Genomic DNA, 16,053 nt, shown 5'->3' on the forward strand with positions numbered 1-16,053 from the left:
CGGTGGGCTGGGCGGCCGCGGCGGCATCGGCCGGGGCGTCGGATGCGGCGGCCGCGGTCGCCGGCGCATCGGCCGCATCGCCGCGACGGCGGCGGAACGGCGTCCTCAGCTTGCGGCCACGCGACTTGGGAGCCTGCGCGCCGCCTTCGCCCAGAGGCAATTCGGACTGTACGGGCTGCGCATCGGCGCGCTCCAGCACGGGCGTGTTGTTTCCGGACTCATGGTCTTGATTCATTTCAGTCATTTCTTATTTCAGGGAATTCGTTATCGGTATTCGTTATCGGTATTGGGTCTTGATCATCTGTCGGGCCGCTGCGTGTCCTCGTCCCGAGGTTCCGCGGCGGTATCGCCCTGGGCCAGCGCGGCTTCCAGGGGAGCATGGTCTTCGGCGTTTTCCGGACCGGCATTATCTTCCGGCTCTTCCGGCGCCGTCTTGTGTTCCGGCATCGCTGTGTCTTCCGGCACCGCTGTGTCTTCCAGTATCGTTGCGCCTTCCGGTACCGCAGTATCTTCCGGCCCGGTGTTTTCCGACCCGGTGTTGTCTTGTTCAGGCCCGGCCGCAGTATCCAGCTTGCGCGGCGCGGCCTCATCCTGGCTTGCTTCGGGCGCCCGAGGGCTTTCATCCGGCAAGTCGTCGGACGCGCCCCCTTCCTGCGTGGCAGGAGCGGCCTGCGCATCCGCGACCTCGGAGGCTGATGCCGCGATATCTGATACCTCGGCGTCTGAAACTTCGGTATCTACGGCTTCGGCATCCACAGCCGGCGAGTCTGAAGCGGCGGTGTCCGAAGCTTCAATGTTCGAACCCTCGGTGTCCGAAGCCTCATTGTCCGAAGCCTCGTTGCCGGAAGCCTCGTTGTCCGAATCTTGAGTGTCTGCGGCCTCTGTATCCGCAACCTCCGCGCCTGCCACCTGGACCTGTGCATCCGCGACCTGCGTGTCTGCCGTCTGCGCGTCCGAGGGTTGCGCTGCTTCGGATTGCGCATCCGCAGCCCTGGTCGCGACGCCCGTGGCCTCTTCGAGCGACAAGCCGGCCAGGGCGGCCACGGACTCGTGGGTCTCGAGCGGCGGCAATTCGTCCAGCGCCTTCAGGCCCAGGTCGTCCAGGAAAGCGCGCGTGGTGCCGAACAGCGCCGGCCTGCCGGGCGCATCGCGATAGCCCAGGACCTCGATCCAGCCGCGTTCTTCCAGCGTCTTGACGATCTGCGAGGACACCGTAACCCCGCGTATGTCTTCGATGTCGCCGCGCGTGACCGGCTGGCGCCAGGCAATGATGGCCAGGGTCTCGAGCACGGCCCGGGAATATTTGGGCGGCTTCTCGGGGTTGAGCCGTTCGAGATAGCGCTGCATTTCGGCCCGGCTCTGGAAACGCCAGCCGCTGGCCAGATCGACAAGCTCCAGGCCTCGTTCGGCCCACTCGCCCTGCAACTGGGCCAGCAGCCTGCGTATGTCGTCGTTGGAAATTTCTTCGTCGGGGAACAGCTTGCGCAGCACCATCAGGGGCATGGGCTGGTCGGCGCACAACAGCGCGGTTTCCAGTACACGGACAATCTCGGTATCAGTCATCGATCAGCGGCCGGGGACAGGCCCTCGACTTGCAATAAGTATGAATACAAGTTAATATTCTTTTCTTCAGACGCGGGGTGGAGCAGTCTGGCAGCTCGTCGGGCTCATAACCCGAAGGTCGTAGGTTCAAATCCTGCCCCCGCAACCAGAATTCTTCGATGGGCCGCTTTCCTTGTGAAAGCGGCCCATTGTTTTTGGGCTCGCAGCTTTCAGGCTTGCTGCTTTCGGGCTTGCTGCCTGCTCGGCACAAAACGCCTGAGCGGGCGCACTGCTGGCGCGCACACACGGCCAGGCACGGGTCGCGGCGCGGGCGCGCGGCGCCACGGCTGCAAGCGCAGGCATCAAGGAAAATGGATGGTAGAAAAGCGCCAGTACGAGGCGGAAAATCATCATTTCATGGTCAACAGGGCGGCGCGGCATTGCTGCCCGCCGGCAGCCACTAGCGGGCTCGCCGAATCACAGGATTCAATCGGCACGCAGCATTCGGCAAGCCGAACGAGCGACACCACTACGAGTCGGAACAAGGCTCGAGACGCGAATACGCTCGAACCATAAGTGGCCAGCAGGCGCCATGCGACACACCATGACCGCAGCCCGTGCGGCAACGGCGCCCGAACATCAAAGAGCTTTAAATCTGAGATATATAGAAATTGCCTTGCTGCCGATGGAAGAACATATTCCCGGAACTCGGCCGAAAGGCGCCATGTTGTTTTTGGAGGAGCTTTAACATGAACGCGGCCCGCCAGGCAGCAGCTTGCGCATCTAATGCGATGAGCAACTTCCTACATTACACCACCACCCAGCGCTTCGCGCAACTCCTGGCGCGCTCAAATACGGCCGCAATCGACAAAAAAATACAGTGGGACGGCGGCAGCGGCCAAGCATGTCTTCGAAGCCAGCGCCAGAGCGCCACGGCCGATGCCGCGCCGCCTCAGGCTACCCTTCGCGGCGCGGGCGCCATGGCTCGCAAGCCGGACAGCAAGGCCTCGGCCCGGCGCAAGAAGCCGCTCGCCGCGCCGGCCTCCAGCACTACGATCAGCAGCGAGGACTCGCCGGGCGAGGCCGAGGCCACGGCCTGCCAATAGAGCTGCCGGTGCACGCCGCGCAGCTCCCAGGCTCCGGCTTCGCCATGCAAGCGCAAAACCCCGGCGATACGCAAAATGTCGTCGCCATATGCGCCCAGCAACGCATCCATCGCGCGCACGAGGTCGGGCCGCGCCAATGCGCAGCGGCCCGCCAGCCGCAACACGGCCACGCCCGACTGCGGGCGCAGCCGGCCGGCATGAGCCCCGCTCCACAAAGAGCCGACTGGCCTCGCCGCGCGGGCTGGCTCATCCACGGGGGATTCATCCAAGAGTGCCTTATCCAAGGGTGGCCTATCCAGGGATGACGCGTCCGACGGCGGCTCGTCCAGGGATGGCTCGGTTAGGGACGACTCGGTCAGGGATGACCCGTCCAGGGGTAGCTCGTCCGGCGGCGGCTCGTCCTGGAGCGGCTCGTCCTGGAGCGGCTCGTCCAGAGGCCGCTCGTCCAGAAGCGGCTCCTTCAGCGGCGGCGGGTCCAGAGCGGTCCCGCGTGCGAGCATATGCGCCAGGTCCGGCAGCTCGTCCGCATCGAAACATGCCGCCAGCGGATTGATTTCTTCGAGCAGGGAGCGCAAGGCGCCGCGCGGATCTATGCCTGTCGCCGGGGCCGGCCCCAGCACCAGCGCGTCGGCCAGCACGGCCTGGCGCAGCCCGACGCCGTCCAGGCGGCTTTGCGCCGCCACGGTCGTGATGCATCCCCGGTAAAAGTAGCGCTCGCGCAGGAAGGGGTCGTGCTGCAGGGAATACAGTATGGCAGCCGGATCGCCCCGGCCCTCGGTCTCGATCAGCACCTGGCGCGGCACCGCAATGCGCCGCTGCAGCGCCGCCATGAACAGATCGCGCAGCGCGCCAGCCAGTTCGCCGTTCAGGCTGCAGCATGGACAGGCGCCTTCGGGCGCGGCATCGGAGCTGCCGCCCAGCCGGTACAGCGCGCCGGCGGGCGCGGTGCCCTGCGCCCGGGCAAGCACCGCGATCGAGCCGCGCGGCTCGTCGCGCAACAAGCGCTCGATCAGCCAGGTCTTGCCGCTGCCCGGCAGGCCCGAAACCACCACGACCGGAATCCGATTGTCCATGCCCTTCATCCTTCATAGTGTCCATGCCCGCCATCCTTCATAGTTCACCACGCCCTCGCGGAAGGCCGCAGCGGGTAACACAATAGCCGCTGGCCCGGATGCCGGGCACGTCCGCGCACAGCAGAGCGCGCGAACCCCGCAAAGCACCGCGCCCCCGGGGCGCACGCCGCGGCGCATACTTGCCCTTTTATGCATGCGCCGCGGGTTTTGCTAAGCTTGCCCAATATTCGACCGCACCGCCGCCATTGCGCGGCACCCGAGCGATCCACCCCGCCCAGTGCCCCGCTCGGCGAGCAGGGCCGCGATACGATGCATACGTATCACCAACCACGAGGCCCGACCTTGGCTGTCCGCTTTTCCCTCATCCACGACCTGCAAGATATTAACCCCGGGCAATGGAATGCCCTGGCGCAAGACCACCCCCTGGTCGGCCATGAATATCTGCTGGCCATGCAGCAGGCGGGCTGCGCCATCGCCGACACCGGCTGGGCCGCACACTATCTGCTGATGCATCGCGGCAGCGACCTGGCGGCGGCCATGCCGCTATACCTGAAATCCCATTCGCGCGGCGAATATGTCTTCGACATGGTCTGGGCCCGGGCCTTTGCGCAGCATGGCCTGGCCTATTACCCCAAGCTGCTGGGTGCGGTCCCGTTCACGCCGGTGCCCGGGCCGCGCCTGCTCGCCGCCAACCATGCCGACCGGGTGGCGCTTGCGCGCGAGGCCGTGGAGGTGGCGCGCGGCAACGAACTGTCGTCCCTGCATATTTTGTTTCCTTCCGAGGCCGACTGCCAGGCGCTGCGCGAAGCCGGTTTCTTGTTCCGCGAGAACGTACAGTTCCACTGGTTCAATCGCAACTACCGCGACCTGGACGAGTTCCTTGCCGGCATGAGCCAGCCCAAGCGCAAGAAGATCCGCCAGGATCGCAAGAAGGCGATCGAGGCCGGCGTCACGTTTCGCTGGCTGCAAGGCGCGGACATCGACGAAGCGGCCATGGACTATTTCTACCGCTGCTACTGCCGCACCTATATGGAGCACGGCAATGCCCCCTACCTGAACCGGGAATTCTTCCGCCTGCTGCACGTCGCCATGGCCCCCAAGCTGCTGCTCGTGCTGGCTGAACAGGAAGGCACGCCGATCGCGGCGGCCCTGAACATACTCGGCGCCGACAGGCTGTATGGACGCTATTGGGGCTGCACCCGCTACATACCGGGCCTGCATTTCGAGACCTGCTACATACAGGCCATAGAGTTCTGCATATGCCGCGGCGTCGCGGTCTTCGAGGGCGGCGCCCAGGGCGAACACAAGCTGTCGCGCGGCATGCTGCCGGTACAGACCTGGTCTGCACACTGGATACGCGACGAACGCTATGCCGCGGCGATCGCGGATTTTCTGGAGCGCGAGACGCCGGCCGTGTCCAACTATATCGACGAACTGCACGAGCACAGCCCGTTCAAGAAAAACATCGATGACGCGATCCCCGGGCCGCGGCCAGCCGGCGGCGGCTGAGCGCCTGTTTATTTTTTATTGTCCTTGGGCGGCGCGCCGGGCTTGAAGGGAAACACGGAAAACATCGAACGGGTCTGGTCCTGCATCTGGTCCTGCATTTGCACGAACAGATTCTTGCTCTGGTCGATGTAGTTGTTCATCATGTTCTGCAGCACGGGAGTCTGGACATTCATGAACTGGGCCCAGGCCTCGGGCCCGAACTGATTGCCGTACAAGCCCTTGGATTGCTCCGCCACGCGTTCCTGGATGTCCATGAACGCCTGGATGTTCTTTTCCAGGAAGGTTCCCATCACCCCCTGCATGGCGTGCCCGTAGAAACGGATGATTTGCGACAGCGCCGTGGACGAGAACATCGGCACGCCGCCGCTTTCCTCTTCGAGGATGATCTGCAGCAATATGCTGCGCGTCAGATCTTCTCCGGACTTGGCATCGACCACCTGGAAGGCCTGGTTGTCCAGCACGAGTTGCTTGACGTCGGACAAGGTGATGTAGGCGCTGGTCTGGGTGTCGTAGAGGCGGCGGTTCGGATACTTCTTGATCAGCCGGTTTGCTGCAGATGAAGAGGTTTGCGTCATGACATTGGCCGGGTGTGCGTAATGGTCCAGGAAGTAATAATAGAACGATGCAAGATGGAACGCGATGCTACAGCGCCGCGCGGGCCCCGATGCAGGCCGCGCGGCGAGCCTCGGGGCCGCGCATCGCGCAACCGCCATCAGCCCATGTGCAGGCCTCCGTTCAAAGAGAAGTCGGCGCCGGTGGCGAAGCCCGCATCGTCCGATGCCAGCCATGCCACCATCGAGCCGATTTCCTCGGGCGTACCCAGACGCTTGACCGGAATGGTGGCGACGATTTTTTCCAGCACGTCGGGCCGGATCGCGCGCACCATGTCGGTGCCGATATAGCCCGGCGATACGGTATTGACCGTGACGCCTTTATTGGCGACCTCTTGGGCCAGGGCCATGGTAAAGCCGTGTATGCCCGCCTTGGCCGTGGAATAGTTGGTCTGCCCGAACTGCCCCTTCTGGCCATTGACCGAGCTGATGTTGATGATGCGACCCCATTGCTTTTCGACCATGCCGTCTATGACCTGCTTGGTGACGTTGAACAGGCTGTTCAGGTTGGTGTCGATGACCGCGCGCCAGTCTTCCTGCGTCATTTTGCGGAACAGCCCGTCGCGGGTGATGCCGGCATTGTTGACCAGCACATCGACGGGGCCGAGTTCGCTCGTGACGCGCTCGAAGGCGGCCACCGTGGAATCCCAGTCGGACACATTGCCCACCGAGGCATGGAAGGTATACCCCTGCTCGGCCTGCTCGTCGAGCCATTGCTGATAATTACGGCTCGGCCCGCAGCCGGCAATGACCGTGAAGCCCTCTTTGGCCAGGCGCCGGCATATGGAAGTACCAATGCCGCCCATGCCACCCGTCACGTAAGCCAGTTTGCCACTCATTTGATTCTCCTCACCTGAAACATCACTGCAAATCTTCTTGCGGGCCCACGCTGACGATGGCGCGCACGAAATGGCGCACGCCTGCGGCCGGCGCCCGCTACACGGCTCTAACCTTTACGTACCTGCCCGGCGCGTCTTCGATGGGCACATAGCTGGCATTGCCGAGCGACGCGGGCGCCTTGCGCAGCTCGCCCGACTTGGCCGCCAGCCATGCGCACCAGTCGGGCCACCAACTGCCCGCGTGCTCGGACGCGACATCGAACCAGGCCTGGGGATCGCCGGGCAGGCGCGAGGTGTCGGGCCCCGTTCCGACCCAATAGCTGCGGCGCTTCTTGGCGGGCGGATTGACCACGCCTGCAATATGCCCCGAGGCCCCGAGCACGAAACGCATGGGCCCTTTCAGGATGCGGGTGGAGGCGTAGGCCGAGACCCAGGGCACAATGTGGTCTTCGCGCGAACCATAGATGTAGGCCGGCATGTCCAGGGTGTGCAGATCCAGCGCATGGCCGTCGACATGCAGGCGGCCGGGCTGCTTCAGGTTGTTCTCGAGGTAGGTATTGCGGAAATACCAGGTAAAGAAGGGACCGGGCAGATTGGTGCCGTCCGAATTCCAGAACAGCAGGTCGAAAGCCGGCGGCGTCTCGCCTTTCAGGTAGTTGCCTACGACGTAGTTCCAGACCAGTTCGTTCGGGCGCAGGAACGAAAACGTGGTGCCGAGTTCGCGCGCCGACATCAGGCCGCCGACGCCGAGCTGGCGTTCGCGGGCTTCGGCATGCAGTTCGTCGACAAAGACGTCGAGCACGCCGGTATCTTCGAAGTCGAGCAGCGTGGTCAGCAAAGTGAGCGCCGCGACCTGGTTGAGGCCTTGCGCCCGGCCCAGGGCCAGGGCCGAGGCGAGCATCGTGCCGCCCACGCAGAAGCCCAGGGCATTGACCTGTGCTTGCCCGGAGATGTCGCACGCCGCCTGCAACGCGCGCAGCACGCCTTCCTGCAGATAGTCGCCCCAATCCGCGGCATCGACGCCGTCGTCGTCCGAAGGCAGCGGATTGCGCCACGAGACCAGGAACACCGTGAAGCCCTGCTGGACCGCATGGCGCACGAAAGAATTGTCGGGCTGCAGGTCGAGTATGTAGAACTTGTTGATGCAAGGAGGAACGATCAACAGCGGAAGCTTATGGACCTTGGGCGTCAGCGGCGCATACTGGATGAGCTGCATGAGCCGGTTCTCGAACACCACCGCGCCGGGCGAATTGCCGACGTTGCGGCCGACCTCGAAACCGGATTCGTCGGTCTGGGACAGCCGGCCCTTGCGCAGGTCTTCCTGCAGATTGCGCAGGCCGTCGAACAGGCTGCGCCCGCCGCTGTCGAGCAGTTTTTGCTGGGCATCGGGATTGGTGGCCAGGAAATTCGACGGCGACATCGCGTCGACCCATTGCATCACCGAAAAGCGCAGCCGCTCGCGTACCGGCTCGGCCATTTGCGCGGCTTCGGTCATGCGCTCGAGCGCGCGGGCCGAAAGCACGTAGGCATGGGCGAGCAGCGCCGCGGACGTATTGCCGGCCCAGGCGGCGCCATGAAAACGGCGATCTTTGGGAGGAACCAGTGTGCCCTGTCTGGCCTGCATGACGGCGTCATGCCAGTCGCGCGCGAATTCGGCCTGGATATCGGCCAACTTGTCCGGCGCCACGCTCGCCGGGACGGGCCATTCTGAAAGAAATGGAGCACCCATCTGACACCTGTTATTTGGGGTTCTTTGAATCAATCTTGCGGGGCATTGGCAGGCCTGTCAATCAGGGTAAGTCGCTAGGGTAGGCTGGCCGGCGAGCCGCGGACAATGGGTGCTGCGACGGCCGGCCGCAAAGCCCGACATGCCGGCAATGTCATGCAAGGTTTCAGTCCTCCTGCAGCCACGCCACAGTGGCCAGGCGCCCCGAAGCCTGTTCGCGGCGATAGGAATAGAAGCGTTCGGGCTCGCCATAGGTGCAATAGCCGCTGAGCTCGATGTCCTGCACGCCGGCGGCATGCAGCCTGTGGCGCGCCAGGCCCGGCAGGTCGGCCAGCCATTTTCCCGGCTCGCGCTTGGCCACGAAAAACGCGGCGGCGCCCGCGTCGTGCTGCACGAAGGCCGCATGCACGTCGTCGCCCACTTCAAAGTTGCGCTGCCCTATTCCCGGCCCCACCCACGCGCGCCAGCGCGCGCCGCCCGGCACACGGGCCCGCAGCGCGCCCAGGGTTTCCTCCAGTACGCCCGCGGCCAGGCCGCGCCAGCCCGCATGGGCAAGGCCCAGGGCCCGGCCGCGGCTGTCCGCGATCACCACCGGCAGGCAGTCGGCCGTCACGATGACCAGCGCCCGGCCGGCCTGCGTGGTTATGGCGGCATCGGCGGCCGGCGGCTCGCTCCAGGGCCGGTCGGCATCGGCCACCTGCTTGCCGTGCACCTGCCGCAGCCAGCAGGGGTCGGAAGGCAGTTCCGCCCGCAGGCGGCGCCGGTTTTCTGCCACATGCCCGGGATCGTCGTCGGTGCGGCCGCCCAGATTCAAGGTGGCATACGCGCCCGCGCTGACGCCGCCGGCGCGCGTGGTGCAAAAGTAGCGCACGCCTTGCCAGGGCAGGCCCGTGACGCGGGGCAAAGATGCAATATCGCTCATAGTCATACTTTCATCAGGTCTTGCCGGGCCAAATAACAAGGTTCGCAATCAGCAAGAAAGCATACGCAATCAACAAGAAAAAAGGTATGCAGCCGTGAACGGCGGGAGCGGCGAGAAACGCGGCAAGAGGCGGGCATGCCGCCCTCTTTTCGGGCGCGAATCCGCCTCAGGCCTGCCATGCGAGGTTCTCGAGCACAAGGGCAAAATCCTCGGGCGGCTCGGCTTCGAAAGACACGCGAGTGCCGCTGGCGGCATCGTCGAAGCCCAGCGCCCGCGCATGCAGCATGTGGCGCCGCGCGCCGGCGATGAGCCGGCCGCCATAGACCAGGTCGCCCACCAGCGGATGCCCGAGGCTTGCCAGGTGCACGCGGATCTGGTGGGTACGGCCGGTTTCGAGGCGGCAGACGGCCAGCGTGACGGGCTGCCCTTGCGCATCCGTGCCGCGGCGCCGCGGCTCGCAATGCGTGATGGCCGGCTTGGGGGCCACCGGGCGTTCGACCGTCATGCGCACCGGCACGCGCGGATCGCGGCCGATGTCGCGTTCCACGGTCGCGGCCTGCTTGAGAAAACCGTGCGCCAGCGCCAGGTACTCGCGCTTGACCGAGCGTGCCTGCAACTGCCGCACCAGGTCGGTCTGGGCCCGCTCGTGGCGCGCCACCACCAGCAAGCCCGAAGTGTCCTTGTCCAGGCGATGCACGATACCGGCGCGCGCCACCTGCCGCAGCTCGGGATAGCGGTGCAACAGGCCGTTGAGCAGCGTGCCGTGCCAATTGCCGGCGCCGGGGTGGGTGACCAGCCCGGCCGGCTTGTCCACCACGATCCAGTCGGGGCTTTCGGCCACCACGCGGAAATCCACGGGCTCGGCGCTGAAGGCCAGCGATTCCGGCGAGGGCTGCGACCATACGCTGATGCGATCGCCCGCCCCTACCGGCTGGCGCACCCGCGCCGCCTGGCCGTTTACGAGCACATGCCCGGACTCGATCCAGCCCTGCAAGCGGCTGCGGGAGTGCTCCGGCATCAGCCCCGCGAGCACCTTGTCGAGGCGGTCGGGCAGCGCCTTGAGCGGCAGCTCGAATTCGACCGGATCCCCGGCCGCAGGAATTTCCGCGGGAACTGCTGTGTCAGGCATGGCCACTAATCATATAATCAGCCTGCAATGCTACCACCAAGGATTTTTTTGTGACTCGTCCAGACCACGATTCGACCTTCCGCCCCCTGTTCAGGCGCGCAGCATTCGGCGCCGTCGCGCTCGCCGCGGCCATGCTGCTGTCGGCCTGCAGCTCGCTCAAGGGCGGGGAAATCGACAAGACCGCCGGCTGGAGCGCGCAGCGCCTGTACCAGGACGCCCGCGACGACATCGACAACAGCAACTGGAAAGACGCCCGCGCCCGCCTCGAATCGATAGAGGCGCGCTACCCCTTCGGCGTCTATGCCCAGCAGGCCCTGATCGACCTGGCCTATGTCGACTGGAAGGACGAAGAAAGCGACCAGGCGCTGGCGGCCATCGCCCGCTTCCAGCAGCAATATCCGAACCATCCGGGCAGCGACTACATGCTGTACCTGAAGGGGCTGGTCACGTTCACGCCGCCCAGCGCCGCGTTCAGCAACATCACGCGCCAGGATCCGAGCGAACGCGACCCCAAGGGCCTGCGCGAATCGTACGAATCCTTCAACCAGCTCATCAAGCGCTATCCCGACAGCATCTATACGCCCGATGCCAAGCTGCGCGTGGCCTGGCTGGTCGACGCCATCGCCCGCAACGAAGTGCATGTGGCGCAATACTATTACGAGCGCGGCGCCTACGTCGCAGCGGCCAATCGCGCGCAGAAGGTCATTACCGACTTCCAGGGCGTGCCCATCGCCGAGAAGGCGCTCTACATCATGTATCTCAGCTATGGCAAGCTGGGCCTGACGCACCTGCGCGACGACGCCAAGCGCGTGCTCGACAAGAACTTCCCCAACAGCAAGTACTACAAGCAGGGCCTGAACGATCCGGTCAATTACTGGAACCCGGTAAACTGGTTCTGACGCGGCTTTGACCGTTCAGGATATCTTGCCGTGAGCCGGGGACCCCGTAGGAGTCCGAAGCGCAGGCGAGTCTGCCGAGCATCGGAACTCCGCAGGGCAGCCCCGGCGGCTAAAGAAAGCCAAACCCGCTGCTGTCTCGATTACGAGCCGCTGCCTCCCTGCCGGGCAGCCAGGAACGCCAAGGCCTCGGCCGGCTCTCGCGTGCGGGCAAAGGCCGGCAGGCCGCGCCACAGCAGCTTGCCGTAGGGCTTGTCGACCATGCGTACGTCGCCCACCATCAGCACGCCCCAATCGGTCTCGGATCGTATCAACCGCCCCGCCCCCTGCTTGAGCGCAATGGCGGCCTCGGGAAGCTGATATTCCATGAACGGATTGCCGCCCTGTTCGCGGCAGCGCTTCAGGCGCGCCTCGAGCACCGGATCGTCCGGAGGGGCGAACGGCAGCTTGTCGATCGCCACCAGGGTCAAGGCATCGCCGGGCACATCTATGCCCTCCCAGAAACTGGCGCTGCCCACCAGCACCGCGCCCTTCTCGGCGCGGAAGCGTTCCAGCAGGATGCGCCGCGAGTAATCGCCCTGGCGCAGGATCGGCCGCTGCAAGCCGCGTTCCTGCAATAGCTCGGCGATGCGGTCGACCGAACGCAGGGTGGTGCACAAGACCAGCGCGCCGCCGCTGCCCGCCTGCAGCAAAGGCAGCAAGGCATCGACGAAATATTCGTTGAACTGGCGGTCGCTGGGCAGCGGCAAGCCGCGGGGCACGAACAGCAGGCCCTGGCTCGGGTAGTCGAACGGAGACTCCCAGCGCTGCGTGGCCGCGTCGCTCAGCCCGAGCTGGCGCTGGAAATGGCCGAAATCGCCGTGCACCGACAGAGTCGCGGAGGTCAGCACCCAGGCCTGGTCCGGATTCCGGCAACGCGAGAATATGCGCGCCACCGACAGCGGCGCGCTGTGCAGGCGCACGTGATGCATGCCATGTTCGACCCAGCGCACCGCGCCGGAGCTTGCATCGGCTGCGCGGGACTCGGACTGCTCGGGGGCCAGGGCGTTGCGGCCCTGGCGGTCGGGCTGGCTCCAGAGAAACAGGCGCGCGCGCAGGTCTACGCAGGTCTTGGCCGCCGCGGCCAGGTCGGGATGCTTTTCCGCCACGGCGCCCAGCAGCGCGGCGCACTTGTCGAGTTCGGCCAGCAGCTCGGCCAGCGCCTTGTCGAAGGCTTCGGGCTCGGGAATCGCCTCGAACGTGGCCTTGCGCCCCGGCAGCTTGTCTATGGGCGCGGCGGCCAGGCGCAATTCGCGCGCCGCCTGTTCCAGGCGCTTGCCGGCCTCGCTCCAGTTGGTGGCCTCGCGGGCCTGGGCCAGGCCCGCCGCCTCCATATTGCGCGCCAATTCCAGCAACTGGCTGGACGACACGCTGCTGCCCAGGAAGCGCGTGGCGATGTCGGGCAACTGATGCGCCTCGTCGAAGATGACAGCATCCACGGCCGGCAGCAGGTCGGTGATGCCTTCTTCGCGCAGCGCCAGGTCGGCCATGAACAAGGCGTGGTTGACCACGACGAGGTCGGCGTCCTGGGCCTGGCGGCGCGCCTTCATCAGGAAACAATCGCGCACGCGCGGACATTCCTGCCCCAGGCAATTCTCGCGCGTGGAAGTGACCCGGTTCCAGATATCCGCTTCTTCGGGCACCTGGGCCAGGTCGGCCCGATCGCCGGTCTTGGAATGCTGCGCGAACACCTGGATATGGCGCAGTTGCGCCATTTCGGCGCGCGACTTGAGGGCGCGCTCGTCGCCCTGCAGGCGTTCCAGATGGTAGTGGCAGACATAATTGCCACGCCCCTTGAGCAAGGCCACCGTGATGGGCAGCGCCAGCGCGGCGCGCAGCCGCGGCACGTCGCGCCGGAACAGTTGGTCCTGCAGGGTGCGGGTGCCGGTGGACACCAGCACCTTGCCGCCGCCCATGAAGGCCGGCACCAGGTAGGCCCAGGTCTTGCCCGTGCCGGTGCCGGCCTCGGCCACCAGCGTGCCGCGGTTTTGCAATGCGGCCTCTATGGCCTGCGCCATCTCGATCTGCGATTGGCGCGGGCGATAATCGGGCACGGCCGCCGCCAGCGGGCCGTCCGCGGAGAAGATGTCGGAGAGTTCCTGCAGCAGCATGGCAGCCTATGGGTCGTCGAGGCCGTAGTGTAGCGCCGGCCCTGGGTCCGGGCCGCTTACAATCCCTCACGGCCGCACACCCCATGATACCCGGCCCGATCCCGGCCGGGCGGCGGCTTGTGGCAAAATGCCCCGCTTGAATCACGCTACTTCCGCTTTCCCCCATGACAGAAACATCTCTCGCCGCAGCCCCCTCGACCCGCGATCCCGCCGATGAAACCGGACGCATCATCGCTCAGCTCGCCCGCGAACTGGGCGCGCGCGCCAGCCAGCTCGCCGCGGCGGTGGAACTGCTGGACGGCGGCGCGACCGTGCCCTTCATCGCCCGCTACCGCAAGGAAGCCACCGGCGGCCTGGACGACACCGTGTTGCGCAACCTGGAAGTTCGCCTGCTCTATCTGCGCGAGCTGGAAGGCCGGCGCGCAGCGATACTCGAATCCATCGAACAGCAAGGCAAGCTCAGCCCCGAACTGCGCCAGGAAATTACCGCTGCCGACACCAAGCAACGCCTGGAAGACCTGTACGCCCCCTACAAGCCCAAGCGCCGCACACGCGCCCAGATCGCGCGCGAAGCGGGGCTGGGGCCGCTGGCCGAGGCCATACTGGCCGACCTGGCCTGCGATCCGCAGGCGCTGGCCGCCGGCTACCTGAACCCCGAGGCCGGCGTCAACGACGCCAAGGCCGCGCTGGACGGCGCGCGCGACATCCTGGCCGAGCAATACGCCGAAGACGCGGACTTGCTGGCCGAACTGCGCGAATATCTTTGGAACAGCGGCCGGCTGTATTCCAAGGCGGTGCAAGGCAAGGAAGCCGAAGGCGCGAACTTTCGCGACTGGTTCGACTTCAACGAGCCGCTGCGCACCCTGCCCTCGCACCGCATCCTGGCCCTGCTGCGCGGCCGCCAGCAAGGCGTGCTCGACCTGCGCCTGGGCCTGGAAGAAGCGCTGGAAGGCCGCCTGCCGCATCCCTGCGTCGAACGCATCGCCCAGCGCCTGTGCCCGTCGGCCGGCTTCGGCGCCGATGCCGCGCCGCGCGCCCGCTGGCTCGGCGAAGTGTGCCGCTGGACCTGGCGCGTCAAGCTGCTGACCGCCTTCGAATCCGAATTGCTCGGGCGCCTGCGCGACAGCGGCGAAGAAGAAGCCATCCGCGTATTCGCCGCCAACCTGAAGGACTTGCTGCTGGCCGCGCCGGCCGGCCACAAGGCCGTGATGGGGCTGGACCCCGGCATACGCACGGGCGTCAAGGTGGCGCTCATCGATGCCACCGGCAAGCTGCTGGACACATCCACGGTCTACCCCTTCGAGCCGCGCCGCGACCGCGAGGGCGCCATCAATACGCTGGCGGCGCTGGCGCTGCGGCACAAGGTCGAACTGGTGGCCATAGGCAACGGCACCGCCTCGCGCGAGACCGAGAAGCTGGTGGCCGACATGCTCGAAAAATTCCCCGACCTGACGCTGACCCGGGTGGTGGTGTCCGAGGCAGGCGCCTCGGTGTATTCCGCCTCGGAACTGGCCGCCCTGGAATTCCCCGAGCTCGACGTGAGCCTGCGCGGCGCCGTCTCGATCGCGCGCCGCCTGCAGGACCCGCTGGCCGAACTGGTAAAGATCGAACCCAAGGCCATAGGCGTGGGCCAGTACCAGCATGACGTCAACCAGCGCGAACTGGCGCGCTCGCTGGACGCGGTCATCGAGGATTGCGTCAATGCCGTGGGCGTGGACGTGAACACCGCCTCGGCCCCGCTGCTGGCGCGCGTCTCGGGCCTGAACACCTCGCTGGCCAAGAATATCGTTGCCTGGCGCGATGCCAACGGCGCATTCGCCGACCGGCGCGCCTTGCTGGCGGTGCCGCGCTTCGGCGACAAATCCTTCGAGCAGGCCGCGGGCTTCCTGCGCATACCGAACGGCGACAATCCGCTGGATGCCTCGGCAGTGCACCCGGAGGCCTACCCGGTGGTGCAGCGCATACTCGAAAAGCTGCAGGCCGATGCGCGCCAGATCATGGGCCGCCAGGGCGCGCTCAAGGGCGTGTCGCCTTCTGATTTCACCGACGAGCGCTTCGGCCTGCCGACCGTCAAGGACATCTTCAGCGAACTCGAAAAACCGGGCCGCGACCCGCGCCCGGAATTCAAGACGGCGCGCTTCAAGGAAGACGTGCACACGCTTGCCGACCTGCTGCCGGGCATGACGCTGGAAGGCGTGGTGACCAACGTCGCCAACTTCGGCGCCTTCGTCGACATCGGCGTGCACCAGGACGGCCTGGTGCATATATCGGCGCTGGCCGAGAAGTTCGTCAAGGATCCGCGCGACGTGGTGCGGGTCGGCCAGACCGTGACGGTGAAGGTGCTGGAAGTCGACGCCGCGCGCAAGCGCATCGCGCTCACCATGCGGCTCAAGGACGACCCGGCGACGGCGCGCCGCGCGCCCGGCGAGCGCGGCGCGGGCAATGCTTCCGGGGCGCGCCGCCGCACCGACCGGCCCGCCGAGCCGGCGGGCATGGGCGCCATGGCCGCGGCATTCGCCAAGCTGCGCAAGTAGCCGGCCACGGGGCGGG

General features: G+C 66.1%; 12 protein-coding genes, 1 tRNA gene and 1 pseudogene. 5 read left to right on the forward strand and 9 right to left on the reverse strand.

Translation table 11 applies throughout. From position 1 onward, the window contains the following. Together KVP10_RS16185 and scpB are read right to left on the reverse strand one after the other, a co-directional pair. Positions 1-235 (reverse strand): annotated as a pseudogene (locus KVP10_RS16185) (23S rRNA pseudouridylate synthase B); the annotation flags it as partial. A gap of 62 nt (positions 236-297) precedes the next feature. After that, complete coding sequence (gene scpB, locus KVP10_RS16190; RefSeq protein ID WP_217965662.1) at positions 298-1,563, reverse strand: SMC-Scp complex subunit ScpB; 1,266 nt, start codon at positions 1,561-1,563, stop codon at positions 298-300. A gap of 71 nt (positions 1,564-1,634) precedes the next feature. Here scpB and KVP10_RS16195 point away from each other — a divergent pair. Beyond that, positions 1,635-1,711 (forward strand) — tRNA-Met (locus KVP10_RS16195). A 435-nt stretch (positions 1,712-2,146) separates the two neighbouring features. Then, positions 2,147-2,290 carry a hypothetical protein gene (locus tag KVP10_RS16200; RefSeq protein ID WP_217965663.1) on the forward strand — a complete coding sequence of 48 codons (144 nt, stop codon included), beginning with the start codon at positions 2,147-2,149 and terminating at the stop codon, positions 2,288-2,290. Positions 2,291-2,494: 204 nt separating this feature from the next. On the opposite strand, the gene KVP10_RS16205 is transcribed toward KVP10_RS16200, so the two are convergent. Next, complete coding sequence (locus tag KVP10_RS16205; protein ID WP_217965664.1) at positions 2,495-3,721, reverse strand: GTP-binding protein; 1,227 nt, start codon at positions 3,719-3,721, stop codon at positions 2,495-2,497. A 342-nt stretch (positions 3,722-4,063) separates the two neighbouring features. Between KVP10_RS16205 and KVP10_RS16210 the strand changes: the two genes are divergently transcribed. Then, a complete protein-coding gene (locus KVP10_RS16210; protein WP_246600757.1) occupies positions 4,064-5,230 on the forward strand; it encodes a GNAT family N-acetyltransferase in 1,167 nt (388 codons plus the stop codon). A gap of 8 nt (positions 5,231-5,238) precedes the next feature. Here the strand turns inward: KVP10_RS16210 and phaR are convergent, their stop codons facing one another. The 5 genes from phaR to KVP10_RS16235 form a co-directional block, all read right to left on the reverse strand. Beyond that, positions 5,239-5,805: a polyhydroxyalkanoate synthesis repressor PhaR gene (phaR, locus tag KVP10_RS16215; RefSeq protein ID WP_217965666.1), complete on the reverse strand. Its 567-nt coding sequence runs from the start codon at positions 5,803-5,805 to the stop codon at positions 5,239-5,241. A 137-nt stretch (positions 5,806-5,942) separates the two neighbouring features. Continuing rightward, positions 5,943-6,680: an acetoacetyl-CoA reductase gene (gene phbB / locus KVP10_RS16220; protein WP_217965667.1), complete on the reverse strand. Its 738-nt coding sequence runs from the start codon at positions 6,678-6,680 to the stop codon at positions 5,943-5,945. Between the two features lie 97 nt (positions 6,681-6,777). Further along, a complete protein-coding gene (phaC, locus tag KVP10_RS16225) occupies positions 6,778-8,409 on the reverse strand; it encodes a class I poly(R)-hydroxyalkanoic acid synthase (RefSeq protein WP_217965668.1) in 1,632 nt (543 codons plus the stop codon). A 163-nt stretch (positions 8,410-8,572) separates the two neighbouring features. Next, positions 8,573-9,328, reverse strand: a complete 756-nt coding sequence (gene pgeF, locus KVP10_RS16230; RefSeq protein WP_217965669.1) for a peptidoglycan editing factor PgeF — start codon at positions 9,326-9,328, stop codon at positions 8,573-8,575. Positions 9,329-9,494: 166 nt separating this feature from the next. Next, positions 9,495-10,457 carry an RluA family pseudouridine synthase gene (locus KVP10_RS16235; protein WP_217965670.1) on the reverse strand — a complete coding sequence of 321 codons (963 nt, stop codon included), beginning with the start codon at positions 10,455-10,457 and terminating at the stop codon, positions 9,495-9,497. 86 nt (positions 10,458-10,543) lie between these two features. On the opposite strand from KVP10_RS16235, the gene KVP10_RS16240 reads away from it, so the two are divergent. Further along, a complete protein-coding gene (locus KVP10_RS16240; protein WP_281422012.1) occupies positions 10,544-11,356 on the forward strand; it encodes an outer membrane protein assembly factor BamD in 813 nt (270 codons plus the stop codon). A gap of 140 nt (positions 11,357-11,496) precedes the next feature. Here the strand turns inward: KVP10_RS16240 and yoaA are convergent, their stop codons facing one another. After that, a complete protein-coding gene (gene yoaA / locus KVP10_RS16245; protein ID WP_217965672.1) occupies positions 11,497-13,503 on the reverse strand; it encodes a DNA repair helicase YoaA in 2,007 nt (668 codons plus the stop codon). 164 nt (positions 13,504-13,667) lie between these two features. On the opposite strand from yoaA, the gene KVP10_RS16250 reads away from it, so the two are divergent. After that, positions 13,668-16,037 carry a Tex family protein gene (locus KVP10_RS16250; RefSeq protein ID WP_217965673.1) on the forward strand — a complete coding sequence of 790 codons (2,370 nt, stop codon included), beginning with the start codon at positions 13,668-13,670 and terminating at the stop codon, positions 16,035-16,037. Positions 16,038-16,053: the final 16 nt, after the last annotated feature.

It is taken from the genome of Candidimonas humi (assembly GCF_019166065.1).
In the GTDB taxonomy this organism is placed as follows: domain Bacteria; phylum Pseudomonadota; class Gammaproteobacteria; order Burkholderiales; family Burkholderiaceae_B; genus Candidimonas; species Candidimonas humi.